Below are 18625 nucleotides of genomic sequence, written 5' to 3'. Positions count from 1 at the left end.
GGTGTGCTCACCTCGGCGAATCGGGGGTCCGGGAACCTCGGGCACCCGGCGGCTCGGGAACGTCGGAACCGTGGTCGTCGGGCCGCTCAGGATTCCGGTCGTCGGGCCGCTCGGCATTCCGGTCGTCGGGCCGCTCGGAACCTCCGGCGTCCGGGGGCCCGGCGGCCCCGGGAACCCCCGGGAGCCCGGTGAAGGAGAACGGGGCGAAGACCGGGGGTTCGAAGATGCCCGGTGGGGCGGCGAGGACCTCGGGGATGGCGCGGATCACCGGGCCCGCGGTGACGAACTGGCCCGCGGTGGTCCGGCTCAGCGGGTCGTCGGGCTCGACCAGGTTCAGGGTCATCGTCAGGCCCGGTCTGCCGGTGACCTTCACCGTCCAGTGGTCCTTGCCCGCGTAGCGCGGCATCGACGGGTCCATGGTCCACACGATGGACAGGGTCAGCACCCGCCTCCCGTCGCTGACCGCGTGCCAGCGCCACTCGGTCGCGGCCACCGTGCCCTTGGGGATCGTCCCGGCCGCGACATGGAGCTCCCGGTCGGTGAGTTCCACGTGGTGGTCGGGTTCGTAGCGGTCGACGGCCAGGCCCATCCGTTCGGCCATGAACGCCAGGGTCTCGGTGTAGAGCATGCCGTACATTTCCGGCAGCTCGCCCGAGGTCAGGTCGGTCTCCGCGGGGTCGGAGCCCATGCCCATGACGTCGAAGACGAAGTTCGGGTCCGGCACGCGGCTCGCGTCGAGGACCTCGTCGATGGAGACGTGCTCCACGTCCAGGCAGACACCGGTCAGGGCCAGCACGAGCCGCTCGCCGACGACGCCGGGGCTGATTCCCACGCCGTACAGGGTCGTGCCGCCCTCCCGGCAGGCGTCCAGGAACATTTCCTCGCGTTCCCGGCCGTGCGCGCGGGGGAAGTGGTGGCCCGCGGTGGTGATCACGTTCTTGCCCGAGCGCAGCAGCGCGAGGATGTCGGCGTCGTGGGTCTCGTAGGGGACCTGCAGCCGGGGCGCGTGGATGACCAGGTCGGCGGGGGTGTCGATGATGTGCTGACGGTCCCTGGTGGCCAGTACGCCGGTGAGGGGCCGTCGGGCGATCTCGCCCGCGTCCCTGCCCGCCTTGCGGTCGCCGTAGACGTACAGCCCGGCGAGTTCCAGGCCGGGGGAGTCGAGGACGGCGCGCAGGCAGGTCTTGCCGATGGCGCCGGTCGCCCACTGGATGACGCGGACGCTCACGACGCGCCCTCCCCGGCCGGTACGAGGCGGATCGTGAGACCGGCGACGGTGATCTCGCGGGGCGCGCCGGGGGTGAGGGCGCGCAGGTCGAGGGCGACCAGGCCACGACGGCCGGTGCCGGTGCCGGAGGTAGCGGCGAACTGGATGAAACGAATGATCCGGCTGCCGATCCGTACGGAGGGCACGCCGTTCCCGGCGCCGGGGGAGTGCGTCACGGGGACGTCCAGCAGGTGCGCCCAGCGTCGCGCGGTCTCCCCGGGGTCCCTGACCGCCACGTCGGCCGCGAGCAGGTCGCCCGCCGACGCGCCGGGCGGTCGCGCGGGAACGCTCCAGTCGTCGTAGTGCCACTCGCGTCCGGAGGGGATCTCGTCGGCCTCCAGCATCACCCCCAGGTCACCGGGGTGGAGCTGGGTGATCGTCGCCCCCTGGAAGTCCTGCTGATGGACGACGCGTACGTTTCCCGCGGCGGCCCGCTCCACCAGCGCCGCGGTGTCGGGGACGCGGATCGCGAGCAGGTAGCCGCCCTCGCCGCCGGCGAGGAAGCGGTGCAGCGCAGACGTCTCCCCGGCGGGGGCCACGATCTCCAGGTAGGTGTCGCCGAGGGTGAGGACCTCGTTGGCCATCGCGAAGGAGGCCAGCTCCGGGTCGGGGAACCCGGGGGCCAGGCCCAGCTCCGAGCGGGCGACGGCGGCGGCGGAGAGGTCGCGGGCGGCCAGCGTCGCCTGGACGAGTTCGAGGGTGCTCATCGGCCGGTCCTCACGGTCGGTGTGCCGCGCGTGCCCGCCGGGCGGCCCCCGGGTTCCGCGCGCGGGGGACGCTCGCCGGTCCGCCCCTGTGGCTTCGTGCGGGACGCGCTCATCGGCCGGTCCTCAGGTTCTGTACGTCGAGCAATCTGGCCAGTTGGCGCTCGTACCGGCCGGGGTCACGGGCCAGGCGGGCGCGGGCGTCGATCGCCATCCAGTCGGTGTCGGCGACGGACTCCCCGCGCGCGACGGCCTTGAGCCCGGCTCGCGCGACGTCGCGCGGGTCCTCCTTGGCGCCGTCCACGTGGGCGGCCATCCGGGTGTCCACCGAGCCGACGATCAGCGAGGTGACCTGCGTGTTCTGTGCGGCGAGCTCGGCCCTGGCGATGGTGCCCAGCCACAGCGCCGCCGCCTTGGAGGTGGAGTAGCCGCCCATGAACGGGGTCGGGGTCATGGCGGCGACCGACAGCACGTTGGCGATGGCGCCCCCGCCGTTGCCGGCGAGCACCGGCGCGAAGGCGCGGGTCATGTTGAGGGTGCCGAAGAAGTTGACCTCCATCTCCTGGCGTGCCGCCCGCGGGTCGCCGGTCAGCACCAGGCGCTCGCCCGCGAAGTATCCCGCGTTGTTGATCAGGAGGTTCACGTCCGCGCAGGTCTCGGCGGCCTCGGCGACCTGGTCGAGGTCGGTGATGTCGAGCCGTACGGGAATCGCCCCGGCCGCCAGCAGCTCGGCGTCGACGTCGCCGGGCTCGCGCGCCCCGGCGTAGACCCTCGCGGCGCCCTGGGAGAGGAGTTCCTCGACGAAGGCCCGGCCGATGCCGCGGTTGCCGCCGGTGACAAGGGCGACGGAGCCGGGGATCACCTGGCCGCCCCGTTCGGCCCGTCGTAGACGAGGTCGTCGGGATGCTTGCCGCCGCGGACCAGGACCGCCGGGTCGGGGACGAGCATGCCGAAGATCCAGGTCTCCGAGACGGGCGCGTCGTGGTTCCACTCCCAGACGAGCGCCCGGTGGGCGATGCCCCACCTGCCGTCGCGGCGCTCCAGGCGGTCGACGATGCGGGCGCCGACGAAGGAGTCCCCGAGCCCTTCGGGGGTCTTCACCCGGCTGAACGTGGTCACGTACGACTCGGCCTGCGCGCTGTCGCCCGCCAGCTCGACGAGCACGTTGGTCATGCAGTGCATGGTCCTGCTCTTGGGATGGGTGAGCACGCGGGAGATGCTGCTCACGTAGTCCTCGGCGGTGCCCTCGAAGACCCCGCCGTGGTCCTCGGTGGCGCCGGGCAGGTAGCACGCGGCCACCCCCTCGACGTCGCCTCGGTCGACGGCGCGCAGATAGCGCGCCAGGACCTCGTAGATCTCCTGTTTGTCGAGCAGTGCCTGCACCGCTTCGTCGCGCCGGTCGGTCACGTCGGGCCTCCTCGCAGGGGTGGGTTCCTCGACGCTACAACTAAGAGAGTGAGTTGGCCAAGACTGATTGCGGACGAGTTTCAACCGGGTTACGTACCGTTGACGCACTCACTCTTTTTGTTGTAGTAAGGCCTGACCAGCAACACACTGCTAACTGAAGTATGAAAGCTCGTATTGGAGCCACTCAGATGCAGACGGTCCACGAAGCCGGTCAACGGCCCTCCCTCACGGTCTCGGACGTGACGCTCCGCTTCGGCGGTGTCGCGGCCCTGGACGGGGTCGGCTTCACCGTCGCCCCCGGAGAGATATGCGGGCTCATCGGTCCCAACGGCGCGGGGAAGACGACCCTGTTCAACTGCGTCACCCGGATCTACCGGCCCGACTCCGGCGCCATCGCCTTCGGTGACGCCGACCTGTCCCGCGTCAGGCCACACGACGTGGTAGGGCTCGGCATCGCCCGTACCTTCCAGAACCTCGCGCTGTTCCCCTCGCTCACGGTGCTGGAGAACACCGTGGCCGGGGCGCATGCCCGCGAGCGGGCCGGGTTCGCCGGGGCGCTCACCGGGTGGCCGGGCACCAGGGCCAGGCAGCGCCGCCTCGAAGGGGAGGCCATGGACATCCTCACCGAGCTCGACCTGCGCGACGTGGCGCACCGGCTCGCGCAGGGCCTTCCCTACGGCACGCTCAAACGGGTCGAGCTGGCCCGCGCGCTCGCCGCCAGACCGAAACTGCTCCTGCTGGACGAGCCGGCGGGCGGGCTCACCCACGCGGAGGTACGCGACCTCGGCGAGCTCATCCTCCGCCTGCGCCGCGACCACGACCTCGGCGCCCTGCTGGTGGAGCACCACATGGGCCTGGTCATGAGCATCTCCGACCACGTGGTCGCGATGGAGTTCGGCCGCAAGATAGCGGACGGCACCCCCGAGGAGGTCCGCGGCGACCGCCGCGTCGTCGAGGCATACCTGGGGAAGGCGTCATGACCCTGCTCACCGTCGAGGGGCTGCGCGCGGGCTACGGCCAGGCGCGGGTCCTGCACGGCATCGACCTGGAGATCGGCGAGGGAGAGGCGGTGGTGGTCCTCGGCGCGAACGGCGCGGGGAAGACCACCACCATGCGGGCCCTGGCCGGACTGCTCCCGTACGAGGGAACGGTCCAGCTGGAGGGCCGTCCCCTCGGCGGGCTCCGGCCCGACGCGGTCGTCTCCCGGGGCGTCAGCCTGGTCCCCCAGGGGCGCGGCACCTTCTCGCACCTCACCGTGCTGGAGAACCTGCGCGTCGGCGCCGCACTCCGCAAGGACAAGGCGGCCGTCCGCGAGGACGTCGACCGCTGGTGCTCGGTGTTCCCGGTGCTGGCCGAGCGCACCGGGCAGGCCGCGGGCACGCTGTCGGGCGGTGAGCAGCAGATGCTCGCGGTGGCCCGTGCCCTGATGAGCAGACCCCGCCTGCTGCTCTGCGACGAGCCCAGCCTCGGGCTCGCCCCGCGCATCGTCGCCGAGCTGTTCGCCATCCTGGCGGACGTCAACCGCGAGCAGGGCGTCTCGATGCTCCTCGTGGAGCAGAACGCCGAGCTCGCCCTCGGCCTCGCCCACCGCGTCTACCTGCTCGAAGTGGGCCGGGTGATCGCCTCGGGAACCGCCGAGGAGTTCCGCGGCGACGAGAGCGTCCGACGCGCCTATCTCGGGTACTGAGGAGCGCCCCCATGGACATCTTCCTCGAACGACTCTTCGACGGCGTCACCAACGGCGCCGTGTACGCGATCATGGCACTCGCCCTGGTGGTGGTCTTCCGCAGCACCGGCACCATCAACTTCGCCCAGGGCGAGATGGCGCTGTTCACCACCTACCTCGCCTGGTGGCTCACCGTCGCCGTCCAGGTGCCCCTGTGGATCGCGGCCCTCGTGGCCGCCGCCGCGGGCTTCGTGCTCGGCGCGGTGGTGGAGCGCACCCTGATCAGGCCCATCAGGCGGCGCAACGACATGGCCTCGCTGATCGTCGCGCTGGGGCTGTTCACCGCGTTCAACGCGCTGGCCGGGCTGCTGTGGAACTCCGAGACCAAGACGATGCCCAGCCTGTTCCCCAGCGCGATGGACGACTTCCTCTCGGTGGGCGGCGCCCGGCTCTACTGGGACGCGCTGGGCGTCTGGCTCTTCGTGATCGTCCTGATCGGCGCGGTCTTCGCGCTCTTCAACCGGACACGCCTGGGGCTGCACATGCGCGCGGTGGCCGACAACCCCGAGTCGGCCGCGCTCAGCGGGGTGCCGACCGGGCGCATCCTGATGCTCGGCTGGGGGCTCGCGGGCGTCATCGGCTCCCTCGCCGGGGTGCTGCTCACCCCGCTCTCCCCGCACCAGCTCAGCCTGCAGACGATGTTCCCGATCCTCATCTACGCCTCCGCGGCCGCCCTGTTCGGCGGGCTGGACAGCCCGGTGGGCGCGGTCGTGGGAGGGCTCGGCATCGGCGTGCTCGAAGCGATGATCACCGGTTACGTCGAGTTCATCGGCGGCACGCTGCCGCAGACCGCGGCACTCGTCGTCATCGTCCTCATCCTCCTGTTCCGGCCCACCGGGCTGTTCGGGACCCGGCAGATGGAGCGCCTGTGATCCCCGAGACCGCCCTGTCCCGCGACGGCGCCCCCGGCCGTGACCGCGACGGCGACGGCGCGGCGTCGCCCGGCGGGACCTCGCGCCGGTTCCCGATCACCGTGCGCGCGGGGTCGCCCGCGCACCGGGGACTGCGGGTCGCCCTCCTCGCCGTCGCGGCCCTGCTGCTGGTCGCGGGCTCGTACGCCGAACCCTTCAGGGTCGGCCAGTTCACCAGCGTGCTGATCTTCGCCATCGCGATCAGCGGGCTCAACCTGGCCACCGGCTACACCGGCCTGCTGTCCATCGGGCACTCGGCCTTCTTCGGGCTCGGCGCCTACACCACCGGGGTGCTGGTGGTCTCGTACGGGGCGGCGCCCATGTCGACCATCCCGGTGGCGGTGGCGCTCTGCTTCCTGCTGGGGCTCGTCGTCGGCCTGCCCGCGCTGCGGATCAGGGGCCTGTACCTGGCGCTGGTCACCCTCGCGGTGGGCGTCGCCTTCCCGGAGATCGTCCGGCGTTTCGAGGACTTCACCGGGGGCGCCGCGGGCCTGGTCATCCGCTCCCGGCAGCTGGGCCCGCCGGAGTGGACCGGGCTCACGGTCGGCCAGCGCGGCCTGTGGCTGTACTGGGTCAGCGTGGCCGCCCTGGTCCTGGTGCTCGTCCTCATCCGCAACCTCACCCGCAGCCGCCTCGGCATCGCGATGATCGCCACCAGGGACAACGAGATCGCCGCCGCCGCCTCGGGCGTGCGCCTGGCGACGATCAAAACCGGGGTCTTCGGCGTCTCCGGGGCCGTCACCGGCCTGGCGGGAAGCCTCTTCGCGATGTACGTCGGCGCGCTGTCGCCCGACGGCTCCTTCACGCTGCTGAAGTCGATCGAGCTCATCACCGGGCTCTTCCTCGGCGGCGCGGCCACCCTGTTCGGACCGGTCGTCGGCGCCCTCGCCGTCGTCTACCTGCCCTACTTCACCTCCGACCTGGCCTCGGGCCACGTGTCCGGCGTGCTCTTCGGCGCGATCCTCATCGCGATCGTCTTCCTGATGCCCCAGGGCATCGCCGGAGTCCTCGGCAGGCTCGCCGGGCGTGTCGTCCACATCGGCCCCGCGACCGGCGACGGCCGCCGGGCCGCCCCACCCCCCGACGAGGCCCCACCGCCGGGTGGCGTTCCGTCCCCCGGCGGCGCCGCGCCCCCCGGCGGCGGCACCGTCTCACCCCCCACCAGCGACACCCTGGGAGAACGCACATGAGAACCCGATACCTCGCCGCGATCGGCCTGACGGCCGCCATGCTCGCCGCCGGATGCGGCGGAGCCGACCCGGCGGACCCCGCGCCCGCGGCCGGAGCGGAGAGCGCCCCGGGCGCCGCCGCGCAGAGCGTGACACCGGTCGACGGCTGCGCCGACCCGGACGCCACCAGGGAGAAGATCACCGGAACGCTCAAGGTGGGCTGGAGCGCCGCCCTGTCCGGACCGCTCGCCCAGGCGGTCGGCGCCGTCATCGACGGCATGAAGGCCCGCTTCGAGGTGGCCAACGCCGCCGGAGGCATCGGGGGCGTCAAGCTGGAGGTCGTCGCCAAGGACGACGCGTTCAACCCGGAGAAGGCCAAGGCCAACGTCAACGAGCTGATCCAGAAGGACGGCGTGCACGTCCTCGACACCTTCGGCTCGGGCCAGCTCAACGCGGTCGCCGACGACCAGAACGAGGCGTGCGTGCCGCTGCTGTTCGGCCAGGCGTCCGTGCCCGCCTACCGGGACGCGAAGAACTTCCCCTGGACCACCGAGTATCTCCCCTCCGCCGAGGTGGAGATGGCCGTGGTCGTCGAGCAGCTCAAGAAGAAGTACCCCGGCGGCGCGACCGTCGCGCTGGCGGTCAACCAGACCGAGTCGGGCCAGGGATACGCGCAGGGGTTCAAGAAGGCGATCGAGGGCACCAACCTCAAGATCGTCAAGGAGGCCCCGCTCACCGACCCGAACGCCGCCGCGACGACCCTCAAGGCCAGCGGCGCCCAGGTGCTCGTGGACGCCGGGGTCACCACCGACTGCCTCACCCTCAGCATGGCCGTCGGCCGCGCCGGGTGGAAGCCCGACACCTTCGTCCAGCCCGCCAACTGCGTCGACGGCAAGTCGCTGTACGAGCCCGCGGGCGAGGCCGCGGACGGACAGCAGATCATGGTCTGGCTGAAGGACCCGGGCAACCCGATCTACGCCGAGGACGAGGGGGTCAAGAAGTATCTCGCCGACATGGAGGCGCAGGGCAACAAGGCCCCGCTCAACAACTACACGGTCAACGGCTGGGCCATCGCCGACCTGATGGTGGACGTCTTCACCACGGCGAGCTCCTCGCCGGACGGGCTCAGTCGCCTCGGCATCATGAACGCGGCCCGCACCCAGGAATACCACCCGCCGATGTTCATCGACGGCATCGACTGGAAGATGTCCCCCACGCAGGCGCTCGGCATCATGGCCTTCCGCCCGTTCGTCTGGTCGGCGGAGAAGAAGACCTTCGAGCCGGCCGGTGACGTCGTCGACATCTCCCACAACTACGCGCAGGGCAACTGAGGACGATGACGGGGATGACAGGACTGCACCCGCCCGCGAGGGTCGAGGAGTACACCGCCAGGGGCTGGTGGACGGACGAGACCATGGACGGGCTCTTCGCGGCGCGGGTGGCCGCCGAGCCCGACCGCCTCGCCGTGGTGGACCCGCCCAACAAGCGGACCCTGGTGGACGCCGCGCCCCGGCGCCTCACCTGGCGCGAGCTCGACGGGGAGGTGACGCGGCTGGCGGCCGTGCTGCTGCGGCACGGCCTGGGCGCCGGTGACGTGCTGGCGGTCCAGCTGCCCAACACGGTCGAGCTGGTCGTCGTCTACCTCGCGTGCTGGCGGCTGCGGATGGTCGTCTCCCCGCTGCCGGTGCAGTACCGCGAGCACGAGGTGACAGAGCTCGGCGACCTCGCCGGTTTCGCCGCCTTCCTCACTGCCGCGCGCATCGGCGACCGGCACCCGGCGAAGGAGGTCCGTACGGCCCTGCCCGGCCTGCGCGTCCTGCTGGTCCACGGCGCCCCGCCTCACGGCGCGTCCGGCGGTGGCGGGCCGGTCGGCGATGACGGGTCGGCCGACGGTGGGCCCCTTCCCGCCGGAGCCGTCGACCTGGACGCCGAGCTGGAGGGCGTCGTACGGGCCGAGGCCGAAGGGGCCGTCCGGGCGTACGCCGGGGCGCACCCCGCCGACCCCAACGAGTGCGTGACGATCTGCTGGACCTCCGGCACCGAGAGCACCCCCAAGGGGGTGCCCCGCACCCACTACGACTGGCTGGCCATGAGCTGGGCCACGGTCGACGCTCCCCGGCTGACCGGTGACGACGTGCTGCTCAATCCCTTCCCCATGGTCAACATGGCCGGGATCAACGGCATGTTCCTGCCGTGGCTGCGCGTCGGCGGGGTTCTCGTCCAGCACCACCCGTTCGACCTGCCGACGTTCCTGCGGCAGATCACCGAGGAGCGCGTCACCTACACCGTCGCGCCGCCCGCCCTGCTGACGCTGCTGCTGGCCCGCGCCGAGCTGCTGGCCACGGCCGACCTGTCCTCGCTGCGCCTCATCGGGTCGGGGTCGGTGCCGCTGGCGCCCTCCATGGTCAGGGGCTGGCAGGACGACCACGGAATCGGGATCATCAACTTCTTCGGCTCCAACGAGGGCATCGCGCTGCTCACCGACCCGCACGACGTACCCGACCCCGAGCAGCGGGCCAGATACTTCCCCCGCTACGGCGTGCCGGGCATCACCTGGAGCTCCCGGATCTCCGAGCAGGTGTCGGTACGGCTGGTCGACCCCGACACCGGCGAGGAGGTCGTCGAGCCCGGCCGGCCCGGAGAGCTGCGGATCAAGGGGCCGATGGTGTTCCCCGGATACCTGCGCGGTGACCGGGTGGCCGATCCCTTCGACGAGCTGGGCTACCTGAGGACCGGAGACGTCTTCGAGATCGCCGGGGAGCGCGGGGAGTTCCTGCGCTACGTCGACCGGGCCAAGGACCTGATCATCCGGGGAGGCATGAACATCGCCCCGGCCGAGCTGGAGGGGCTCATCGCCGCCCACCCCGGCGTCCAGGACGTGGCGGTCGTCGGCTACCCGGACGACGTGCTGGGGGAGAAGGTGTGCGCGGTGGTGGTGCCGCGCGAGGGGAGCACCCTGACCCTCGGCGACCTGGTCGGCCACCTGCGCGCCGGCCGCATCGCCTCGTACAAGCTGCCGGAACGCCTGGAGCTGCGGGACACGCTGCCCCGCAACCCCGTCGGCAAGATCCTCAAGCGCCGTCTCAGGAGCGAGATGGCGCACTCACCGGAAGTGGCCGGGCAAAAGGGAGTGTGAGACATGGACGACGACGCGAAGCTGTCGGTGGTACGGGACATGGTCGAGGCGTGGAACGCCCTCGACTGGGACCGCGTGGTCGGGCTGTTCGCGCCGGACGGCGTGCTGCACAGCGTGATGCAGGAGCCCCTGCGGGGGCGCGAGGCCATCGGTGAGCGCCTCGCCGTCCTCGCCGACGGCCTGGAACGGCTCACCCTGCACGTGCGGGCGCTGGGGGTGATCGACGGACGGGTGTTCCTGGAACGGCTCGACGTCTTCGACGTCAGGGGGCATCACGGGGAGGTCCCGGTCGTCGGCGTGCTGAGCGTGGCGGACGGGATGGTCACCGAATGGCTGGAATACTACGACCGGGCCACCCTGCTGCGCGGGATGGGTCTCGGTACGGACTTCGCGGCATGACGACCCCCGCTCCGCGCGGCCCGGGGACACCCGGCTCCGAGCCGTCCGGGCCGGGCGCGCCCGGCCGTGGTGCGTCCGGGTCCGGCTCGTGGGGGGCCGGACCCGGCGGGTCCGAGGCCGGCGGCCCGCGCGGCCCGTACGCGCGAGACGGCTGGGGCGCGCTCCTGCGGGCCGCCGTGCGGCGGTTCGACGGGCGGACCGCGATGGTCGCGCACGGGGAGCGGCGGACCTACCGCGAGCTCGGCGCCAACGCCGCCAGGCTCGCCAACGCCCTGCACGGGCTCGGGGTCCGTCCCGGTGACCGGGTGGCCCTGATGGCCGAGGACCGGGTCGAGGCACTGGAGGCGTACGCGGCCTGCGCGTTCGGCGGTTTCACCGCCGTGCACGTCAACGACCGGCTCAGGGCGGGCGAGGTCCAGGCGATCGTCGACGACGCCGACGTGCGGGCGTTCCTCCACACGGACGGCCGTACCGAGGTCGCCGAGGCGATCGCCGGGCCCGGCATCCTGATCAGCGCGGGGCGGGAGCCCGCCCGGGGCGCGCTCCGCTACGCGGACCTGCTCGCCGGGGCCTCCGACCGGCTTCCCGAGCCGGGCCCCGGAGGGTTCCCCGCGGTGATCGGCTACACCAGCGGGACGACGGGCGAGCCCAAGGGCGTGGTGGTCGAGGACGCCACGCTGGCCAGGATCATCCGGCACATGCCCTTCCACTACCGGCTCGAACCGGGCGGCATGTGCGCGTTCACCGGCACGTTCTCCTTCGTGGCCGGGCTGTGGGGGGTCATCCTGCCGCACCTCTACCTCGGCGGAACGCTCTCCTTCATGGCGGGGCTGGCGCCGGACGCGTGGGTGGACGCGATGGTCCGCGAGCGGTCCGCCTTCACCTACGTGCCCAGCCCGCTCGCCCCCGCCTTCGTCGCGGAGGTCCGGCGCCGCCCCGAGGTGCTCGGCACCCTGCGCACGGTGCTCCACTCGGCCTCCGCGCTCCCGCCGGACCTCGTCAGGGAGATGGTCGACCTGGTGGGCACCCGCTACGTCGAGACGTGGGGCATGACCGAGACGGGCGCGCCCGTCACCGCCACCACGGCCGCCGACTGGGGGCCCGGCTGCGAGGCCGACGACATCCACGCGTCCGTGGGGAGGCCGATGCCCGTCGCGAGCGTGCGGGTCCTCGACGAGGCGGGCGAACCTCTCCCGCCGGGCGCCGTCGGCGAGCTCGCGGTGGAGTCCGACACCCTCTTCGCCGGGTACCACAACCGGCCGGACGTCACCGCCGAGGCGTTCACCGGCTCGTGGTTCAGGACGGGCGACGCCGGCAGGGTGGACGAGGCCGGATACGTCTACGTCACCGACCGCATCAAGGACATGATCATCACCGGTGGCATGAACGTCTACCCGGCCGAGCTGGAGAAGGTCCTGGCGGGCATGCCCGGCCTCGCCGAGGCGGCCGTGTTCGGCACACCCCACGAGCGCTGGGGCGAGGCCGTCACCGTGGCGGTGACCCCCTCCCCGGGGGCCGCCGTGACCGGCGAGGACGTGATCCGCTTCCTCGCCGGGCGGGTCGCGGGCTACAAGAAGCCCTCCCGGGTGTTCGTCGTCGACGAGCTTCCCCGCAACGCGGCCAGGAAGGTGCGCAAGGAGCTGCTGCGGCAGCGCTTCCAGGTCACGGACGGCTCCACCGGGCCATGACGTCCCATCACGCCTCCCGCCTGCCCGGCGGCGACGGCCGTGACGGCCCGCCCGGCCAGCGGCCTCATTTGAGGCCGCCCCGCACGGCGGCCCGGACCCCGCCCGCCCGAACGCGTTCGTCGAACCTCGTGATCACCTTCTCGGAGCCGGCCGTGCTCAGGGTGAGGCACGGTCGCGTGTCCTCACCCTGAGCCCGAAGGACGTCACCTGCTGTAATTCTCCCCGAGGTCCTTGCCGGGGATCGGCTTGCCGATGAGAGCGACGGGGATGAAGAAGCAGATCTGGCCGATCGCCAGAGTGAGCGTCCACAGCGCCTTGTCGTCGTAGTGGGCGGATGCCCTGGCGTACAACTCGTCGGGGACGCGCTCCCCGAACGGGTTCGGGGTGAGGACGGCCTCCACGAGCTCCAGCGCGGCTCGTTCGGCATCGGTGAAGTAGGGGGCGTCCTGCCATGACGCCACGGCGGTGATGCGCTCCTCCGTCTCCCCGGCCTCGCGGAGGCCGCCGGTCTGCCGGACGGTGTGATACGTGCTGCCGGCGATCTGCCCGGCGCGGAGCTGCACCAGGCTGATGGTGGTCCGCGGAATCGAACCGTTCAGGGTGGCCTTGGCCATGGCTCCGGCGATCCCCGCCATCTCGGGGAAGAACCGGAGGGGATCGGGCAGACGTGACTGGAGGCTCTCTTGCTTGATGGCAGGCGTGGACACGGAGAGGTCTTCCCTTCCAAATCTCAGCGACGTTTCGAGGCTTGCGCCCGGTGGGGTCGGTCTCCATCACGAAGTGGCCGCCCGCCGGGGCGGCGACTCGTTCCGGCGCGGGTTTCCGGCGGCGACCCTCCTCATGCCGGCCGGGGTCGCCGGGCTTTCCCGCGTGGTGGATGGTGTCTCAGTAGTCCGACGACACAACGGCCGGGAATGTGAGGCGGCGCGTCGACCTCACATTCCGGGGGGTGTGTCGTCGGACTGGTGAGGGCAGCTGCGACCAAGGGAGCCGGCGACACCGTGACCACCCCATCCGAGCCAGGAGACGACCGGCTCGATCCGAGCCTGAGCGCGATCATGAGCGAGCGGCGTCAGCTGATCAATCTCTCCTACCGGCTCCTCGGCTCCCTGGCCGACGCCGAGGATGTCGTACAGGAGACGTACGCCCGCTGGTACGCCATGTCCCGGCAGCGGCAGGAGGCCATCGAGTCGCCCGGCGGCTGGCTGACGACCGTCGCCAGTCGCGTCTGCCTCGACCTGCTCGGCTCGGCACGGGTCCGGCGCGAGAGCTACGTGGGCGAATGGATCCCCGAGCCGCTGCCCGACCGTACGGAGTGGATCAGCGGGCGGCCGGGCGGCACCACGGCCGACCCGGCCGACCGGGTCACCCTGGATGAGACGGTCAACATGGCCTTCCTCGTCGTGCTCGACTCGATGACCCCGGCCGAGCGCGTCGCGTTCATCCTGCACGACGTCTTCTGCCACTCCTTCGCCGAAGTGGCCGAGATCGTCGGCCGTACCCCGGCGGCCTGCCGCCAGCTGGCCTCCTCGGCCCGCCGTCGCATCCGCGCCGCGCAGGCTCCCGCGGCTCCGGCGGCCCAGCGCGCCGACATCGTCAGAGCCTTCAAGCAGGCCTGGGAGGCCAAGGACATCGACGCCCTCATCGGCCTCCTCGACCCCGACGCCACGGCGATCACCGACAGCGGCGGCCTGGTCAACGCCGTGCTCCGCCCTGTCGAAGGCCGCGAGTGGATCGCGCGCTACGCCATCGACATCGCCGCCAGGGTGCCCGGCCTGACGATCCTGGAGCGTACGGTCAACGGTCAGCCCGGTCTGGTGGCTCAGCAGGACGGCGTCACCGTGACGGTGATGGCGTTCGACGTCGCAGGCGACCGGATCACACACATCTGGGCAGTGCGCAACCCCGACAAGCTCCGGCCGTGGACGGTGGGGCCACAGCACTAGGACCACCCCGGACGCGAGGTCGTCGAGGCGACCCGGCCGTTACAACATGTGCGCGACGCGCTCGCCCAGGCCCGGATGGGGTGGTCACGCTGTCGCCGCCTTCCCCGTCCCGCACCCGTCAAGGAGTCACCCATGTTGTTGCGTGTCGCGATCACCCTGCAGACCTTGGCCCTCTTCGCCACACCGATCACGGCCGGACTGTTGTTGTCCTCGCCCGACGGACGGGCGTTGCACAGTGTTTCGGCGTACGGGGTGTTCGCCGTGGCGGTGTTGCACCTGGTCGCCGCGATCCTGGTGTGGCGGCCGGGAGGTGGCTCGCCCAGGCCCATCCTTTACGCGGCCGGGTTCTTGGGGCTCACGCTGGCGCAGGTGGCGCTGGGCATCGCGCAGGTGAAGACCCTGCACGTCCCCTTGGGCGTGCTGATGTTCGGCATGAGCGTCCTTCAGTTCAGCCGGGTCTGGCCGGCCGCCGTGGGGCGGAGGGGTGGCGACGTTCACGCGGCACGCGGCCATCTTGATCACCCATGAGCTGGACGCTGCGACGGCACGCCCCCATCGTGATCGTGATCAGGCATGCTCGAACACCCACGCCGGCTCGATCGCATGTGTCCAACCCGTGAAACGGTCGTCGTCGAACCGGGCGGTCCCGGGCTCGTGCGGCGCGACGGGCCACGGTTTCGGGTGATGGGCGTGCTCGCCGGAAGATTCGGTGCGTCACGGGTGGCCCGGCTGCCAGGCGTCACCCGCGTGGTGGTGTACGGGTGATGAGAGGCGTGGCCGGAAGGCGGCGAAGCCGTTCTGGGCCCGCATCGCCGGCACCGTCGTGGCCATCCCGCGGACTCCTGGATCTCACGACCTGAGAATGCCTCGGCCTCGCGCCGGGGCCGGGGCGGGCACGGACTCCCGTCCCGGGGGGCGTTCGGCGCCCGTACAGGAATCAGGCTAAAAGCGGCAAAGACCTCAGATTGTCTTAAATATCATCAAAGTTCCTGAGTAGTGCCTTGGGGTGCCGCGGGCCGTGGTTGGGAAATCGCACACCGTATCCGCGGTGTGGGTCCTCGCGTAATGTGCGAGGTATTGGACACTTCGTGTCACCGCATACTTACCGAGCGCAGAAATCGCCGATCGTGCGAATCCGTGCCGCGCGTACGGTAATCAATGCTCATGGTCTCTTTGTGGTCGGCCGTACCCGCGAACCGCCCTCCCCTTCGGCGGGGGTGGGCCGGTCTCATTTCGGGAAACACCATGTGAGAGCCGGTGGGAACGGGCATGGTGGATCTTCCGGGCGGCGGGTTCCCCGCGTGTCCGGATGGTCGCAGCCCGCTTCCGAAGCGTTCCGCGCCCGCCGGGTCGGGGCAATCCCCGTGACGCGAGGAAGACGTGAAATTCATTCGAATCCGTTTCGTGAAAAATCTTCAGATGAAATCCATGCCGATGGGTTGATTTCTGACCCATAATCGCCGTCAAGAACATGTGAATCGTGAAAAGGGAGCGCTGCGTTGCACGGCAGAACCTCTCCGCTGTTCATCGGCCGGAAGCGGGAGCTCGACTTCCTCGGGGAGGCGTGGGGGGAGGCCAGACGCCGTGACGCGCGGATCGTGGGTGTCCGGGGGGCGCCGGGAATCGGCAAGACCGAGCTGGTCGAGCGCTTCCTGCGCACCGTGCCCGGCGTGCGGACCATCCGGGCTTTCGGCGACGAGGACGCGCTCGCCCATCCCTGGGGAGTGCTGGAACAGATCGCCGAGCAGCTGCCGACCCCGGCGCTCGCCAGGACGCTGGAGGGCCAGGCCGAGGCCGCCTTCATCGGCCAGGCCCTCGCGGCGGAGTTCGCCGCCGCGGACGCGCTGATCGTCGTCGTCGACGACGCGCACTGCGGCGACCGGCAGTCGATGGCCGCGCTCCGCCTGGCGGCCCGGCGCCTGCGCAACGCCCAGGTCATGCTCCTGGTCGTTCACCAGGCTCCCGGATACGCGACGGGAGCGGTGCCGGACGCGCCCCGGCTGGAGCTCCACGAGGGCTGGGCGCGCATCTTCGACTCGGCGCAGGGCCGCCTGCTCCAGGTCGAGGGGCTCCCCACCGACGATCTCATGAGGCTCGCCGTGGCGACCGGCCACGACGGGCTCACCCCCTCCGGTGCCAGGAGGCTGCACGAGCACACCGACGGCAACGCGCTGCACTCGATCCTCCTGCTGGACCAGGTGGAGATGCACTCGATCAACTTCGGCAACGGCCCGCTGCCCGCCCCCCGCGGCATGACGCAGGCCGTCGTGGCGCGGCTGGCGTCGTGCGACCGCCGTACCCGCGAGGTCGTCGGCGCGGCGGCGGTGCTCGGACGCCGCTTCGGCCTGGCCGACCTGCGCGCGCTCTCCGGCGTCGCCGACGCCACGACGCCTCTCACGGAGGCCGTCGGCGCCGGGCTGGTCAAGGAGATCCCCGGGACGGCGGGGCAGGAGTTCGCGTTCACCACGCTGCTCGTCTGGGACCGCATTTACTACGACTCCAGCGTCGAGCGCCGCCGCGCCCTGCACCGCAGCGCCGCCCTGCTCGGCGGTCCCGGCGCGCTGTGGCACGGGATCGCGGCGTCCGGCGGCGGCACGGACGGCGAGCTCGCCGCGCTGGCCCAGGAGGAGGCCCGGTCCCTGCTGTCGCGGGGCAGGCTTCCCCTGGCGGCGGTGTACGCCCGCCACGCCGCGGAGCTGACCCCGCCGGGACCGGACCGGGTGGCCCGCCTGCTGACGGCCGTGGAGACCCTGCTGGTCTCCGGTGACGCCACCGTCGCCCGGCGCTACGAGAGCGAGATCCTCGCCGCGCCACGAGGCCCCTGGCGCGACTACGTCGCCGGTTACCAGGCCCTGATCTCCGGGCGCGTGGCCGAGGCCAAGCTGCTGCTGGTCCAGGCGCTGGGCGCCGCCGGGCGCGGCAGGGCGGAGAGCTCGCACGCGCCCACGGACCTGCGGGCGCGCGTCGCGGCCCAGCTGGCGATCATCGGGGTGGTCGAGATCTCCTACCCCGAGATGGTCGAGTACGGTACGGCGGCCGTCGCGGCGGGCAGCCACGAGCCGTGGGTGCGCGCGTTCGCCTGGTTCGCCCAGTCCCTGGGCTGGACCCTGGCCGGGCGGGCGGAGGAGGCGCTGGCGTCCCTGGCGGACGCCGACCTGCCCGGTTCGGTGGCCGGGCTGGACGGGCTGGTGGCCCGGGGGATGATCCGGCTGTGGACCGACGACCTTGAGGGCGCGTCCGCCGACCTGCGCGACAGCGTCGCGCGGGCCACGCGCGGCGAGGCGCTGCGGGTCGGCCAGGCGCTCGGCTTCCTGGGCGAGGTCGAGTTCCGGCGGGGCAGGCTCGACGACGCCGTCCGGTTCACCCGGCTCGCCGTCGGCGACGCCGAGGAGAACGAGCGGGTCTGGGACTACGCGCTCCTGCACTCCCTGGCGTGCTTCCCCCGCGCGGCCCGGGGCGAGTGGGACCGGGCGCGCGAGCACGCCCGCCAGGCCGCGGAGTGGGCGCCGATCGTCGAGAGCAGGGTGAGCCTCGCCTACGCGGCGGGCGCCCGCGCGGCGATCGCCCAGGCCCAGGGCGACGTCCAGCGGCTGCTCAGCGCGGCCGAGGCCATCGAGCTGCACTACGACTCCCTGGAGCCCGGCACCCACCTGTTCGGCCCGATCGGCGCCGACGCGCTCTCCCAGCTCGGCCGGATCGAGGAGGCGGAGGCCTCGCTGGGCCTGTTCAGCGACAGGGCCGCGTCGAGCGGGCGCCGCTCGACCCTGATGTCCATCGCCAGGGTGCGGGGCCAGATCGCCGCCGCCCGAGGAGACCACGCGGGCGCCGTACGCGAGTGCGAGGAGGCCCTCGCCCTGGCCCGCGAGGTGGGCCTGCCGATCGAGGCCGGAAGAATCGACCTGGTGATGACACGCTCCCAGCACGCCCGGGGGCGCCACGCAGAGGCGGAACGGCTGCTGCGGCGGGCGCTGGTCGCCTTCAACCGCACCGGCGCCGCGGCCTTCGCCGCCCTCGCGCTGAAGACGGCCGGGGAGCTCAGGCTTTCCGTGGACGGCCCCAACGCCGCCTTCGGCAGCCTCACCGGGGCCGAGCGCGAGGTCGTGGCGATGGTCGGCGAGGGCATGACCACCCGCCAGATCGCGCAGAAGCGCTCGGTGGCGATCAGCACCGTGGAGACGCAGCTGAACCGCATCTACGCGAAGCTGAACGTCACCAACCGGATCGAGCTCCGCGCCGTCCTGGCCGACCCGGACGAATAGGACGAGTCGCCGG

The 18625-nt window shown here is 72.0% G+C and carries 16 protein-coding genes; 11 read left to right on the top strand and 5 right to left on the bottom strand.

Annotated features, from left to right (window positions below; translation table 11 throughout):
* Positions 1–7: 7 nt before the first annotated feature.
* From ACSDR0_RS33955 to ACSDR0_RS33940, 4 genes are all read right to left on the bottom strand, one after another.
* The gene (locus ACSDR0_RS33955) at positions 8–1228 is read right to left on the bottom strand and encodes an NAD(P)H-dependent amine dehydrogenase family protein (protein WP_435293017.1); all 1221 of its coding nucleotides are present in this window, start codon (positions 1226–1228) and stop codon (positions 8–10) included.
* A complete protein-coding gene (locus ACSDR0_RS33950) occupies positions 1225–1974 on the bottom strand; it encodes a VOC family protein (protein ID WP_435293016.1) in 750 nt (249 codons plus the stop codon). The genes ACSDR0_RS33955 and ACSDR0_RS33950 overlap by 4 nt, the downstream gene beginning before the upstream one ends.
* A 109-nt stretch (positions 1975–2083) precedes the next feature.
* A complete protein-coding gene (locus ACSDR0_RS33945) occupies positions 2084–2833 on the bottom strand; it encodes an SDR family oxidoreductase (RefSeq protein WP_435293015.1) in 750 nt (249 codons plus the stop codon).
* A complete protein-coding gene (locus ACSDR0_RS33940) occupies positions 2830–3378 on the bottom strand; it encodes a nuclear transport factor 2 family protein (protein ID WP_435293014.1) in 549 nt (182 codons plus the stop codon). The genes ACSDR0_RS33945 and ACSDR0_RS33940 overlap by 4 nt, the downstream gene beginning before the upstream one ends.
* Before the next feature lie 239 nt (positions 3379–3617).
* Here ACSDR0_RS33940 and ACSDR0_RS33935 point away from each other — a divergent pair, with 239 nt between their 5' ends.
* Genes ACSDR0_RS33935 through ACSDR0_RS33900 form a run of 8 tightly spaced genes read left to right on the top strand, consistent with a single transcriptional unit; the run spans position 3618 to position 12407 of the window.
* The gene (locus tag ACSDR0_RS33935; protein ID WP_435293013.1) at positions 3618–4358 is read left to right on the top strand and encodes an ABC transporter ATP-binding protein; all 741 of its coding nucleotides are present in this window, start codon (positions 3618–3620) and stop codon (positions 4356–4358) included.
* Complete coding sequence (locus ACSDR0_RS33930) at positions 4355–5065, top strand: ABC transporter ATP-binding protein (protein WP_435293012.1); 711 nt, start codon at positions 4355–4357, stop codon at positions 5063–5065. Before ACSDR0_RS33935 ends, ACSDR0_RS33930 begins: the two co-directional genes overlap by 4 nt.
* 11 nt (positions 5066–5076) lie before the next feature.
* Positions 5077–5976, top strand: coding sequence for a branched-chain amino acid ABC transporter permease (locus ACSDR0_RS33925; RefSeq protein WP_435293011.1), 900 nt, complete (start codon positions 5077–5079; stop codon positions 5974–5976).
* On the top strand, positions 5973–7205 hold the full coding sequence (locus tag ACSDR0_RS33920; RefSeq protein WP_435293010.1) for a branched-chain amino acid ABC transporter permease: 1233 nt from the start codon (positions 5973–5975) through the stop codon (positions 7203–7205). The genes ACSDR0_RS33925 and ACSDR0_RS33920 overlap by 4 nt, the downstream gene beginning before the upstream one ends.
* Positions 7202–8515, top strand: coding sequence for an ABC transporter substrate-binding protein (locus tag ACSDR0_RS33915; RefSeq protein WP_435293009.1), 1314 nt, complete (start codon positions 7202–7204; stop codon positions 8513–8515). Before ACSDR0_RS33920 ends, ACSDR0_RS33915 begins: the two co-directional genes overlap by 4 nt.
* A gap of 14 nt (positions 8516–8529) precedes the next feature.
* Positions 8530–10320: a class I adenylate-forming enzyme family protein gene (locus ACSDR0_RS33910; protein WP_435293008.1), complete on the top strand. Its 1791-nt coding sequence runs from the start codon at positions 8530–8532 to the stop codon at positions 10318–10320.
* A gap of 3 nt (positions 10321–10323) precedes the next feature.
* The gene (locus ACSDR0_RS33905; protein ID WP_435293007.1) at positions 10324–10719 is read left to right on the top strand and encodes a nuclear transport factor 2 family protein; all 396 of its coding nucleotides are present in this window, start codon (positions 10324–10326) and stop codon (positions 10717–10719) included.
* Positions 10716–12407, top strand: a complete 1692-nt coding sequence (locus ACSDR0_RS33900) for a class I adenylate-forming enzyme family protein (RefSeq protein ID WP_435293006.1) — start codon at positions 10716–10718, stop codon at positions 12405–12407. Before ACSDR0_RS33905 ends, ACSDR0_RS33900 begins: the two co-directional genes overlap by 4 nt.
* Positions 12408–12610: 203 nt before the next feature.
* On the opposite strand, the gene ACSDR0_RS33895 is transcribed toward ACSDR0_RS33900, so the two are convergent.
* On the bottom strand, positions 12611–13114 hold the full coding sequence (locus ACSDR0_RS33895; protein WP_435293005.1) for a carboxymuconolactone decarboxylase family protein: 504 nt from the start codon (positions 13112–13114) through the stop codon (positions 12611–12613).
* 294 nt (positions 13115–13408) lie between these two features.
* Between ACSDR0_RS33895 and sigJ the strand changes: the two genes are divergently transcribed.
* The 3 genes from sigJ to ACSDR0_RS33880 all read left to right on the top strand — a co-directional run bounded on the left by sigJ (position 13409) and on the right by ACSDR0_RS33880 (position 18612).
* Positions 13409–14353 carry an RNA polymerase sigma factor SigJ gene (sigJ, locus tag ACSDR0_RS33890; RefSeq protein WP_435293004.1) on the top strand — a complete coding sequence of 315 codons (945 nt, stop codon included), beginning with the start codon at positions 13409–13411 and terminating at the stop codon, positions 14351–14353.
* A 132-nt stretch (positions 14354–14485) separates the two neighbouring features.
* Positions 14486–14881 (top strand): hypothetical protein, encoded by a 396-nt coding sequence (locus tag ACSDR0_RS33885; RefSeq protein WP_435293003.1) that lies wholly within the window; start codon positions 14486–14488, stop codon positions 14879–14881.
* A gap of 971 nt (positions 14882–15852) precedes the next feature.
* Positions 15853–18612, top strand: coding sequence for an AAA family ATPase (locus ACSDR0_RS33880; RefSeq protein ID WP_435293002.1), 2760 nt, complete (start codon positions 15853–15855; stop codon positions 18610–18612).
* Positions 18613–18625: the final 13 nt, after the last annotated feature.

Origin of the sequence: Streptosporangium sp. G11 (genome assembly GCF_051192615.1) — a bacterium.
GTDB lineage: Bacteria > Actinomycetota > Actinomycetes > Streptosporangiales > Streptosporangiaceae > Streptosporangium.
Note: the sequence above shows the minus strand (reverse complement) of the source record. Positions and strands in the feature narration are given on the sequence as shown.

Excerpts from the sequence above, each read along its gene's own strand:
- ACSDR0_RS33915 (WP_435293009.1), top strand. The coding sequence starts at position 7,202 with ATGAGAACCCGATACCTCGCCGCGATCGGCCTGACGGCCGCCATGCTC.
- ACSDR0_RS33950 (WP_435293016.1), bottom strand. The coding sequence starts at position 1,974 with ATGAGCACCCTCGAACTCGTCCAGGCGACGCTGGCCGCCCGCGACCTC.
- ACSDR0_RS33925 (WP_435293011.1), top strand. The coding sequence starts at position 5,077 with ATGGACATCTTCCTCGAACGACTCTTCGACGGCGTCACCAACGGCGCC.
- ACSDR0_RS33885 (WP_435293003.1), top strand. The coding sequence starts at position 14,486 with ATGTTGTTGCGTGTCGCGATCACCCTGCAGACCTTGGCCCTCTTCGCC.
- ACSDR0_RS33905 (WP_435293007.1), top strand. The coding sequence starts at position 10,324 with ATGGACGACGACGCGAAGCTGTCGGTGGTACGGGACATGGTCGAGGCG.
- ACSDR0_RS33910 (WP_435293008.1), top strand. The coding sequence starts at position 8,530 with ATGACAGGACTGCACCCGCCCGCGAGGGTCGAGGAGTACACCGCCAGG.
- ACSDR0_RS33930 (WP_435293012.1), top strand. The coding sequence starts at position 4,355 with ATGACCCTGCTCACCGTCGAGGGGCTGCGCGCGGGCTACGGCCAGGCG.
- ACSDR0_RS33900 (WP_435293006.1), top strand. The coding sequence starts at position 10,716 with ATGACGACCCCCGCTCCGCGCGGCCCGGGGACACCCGGCTCCGAGCCG.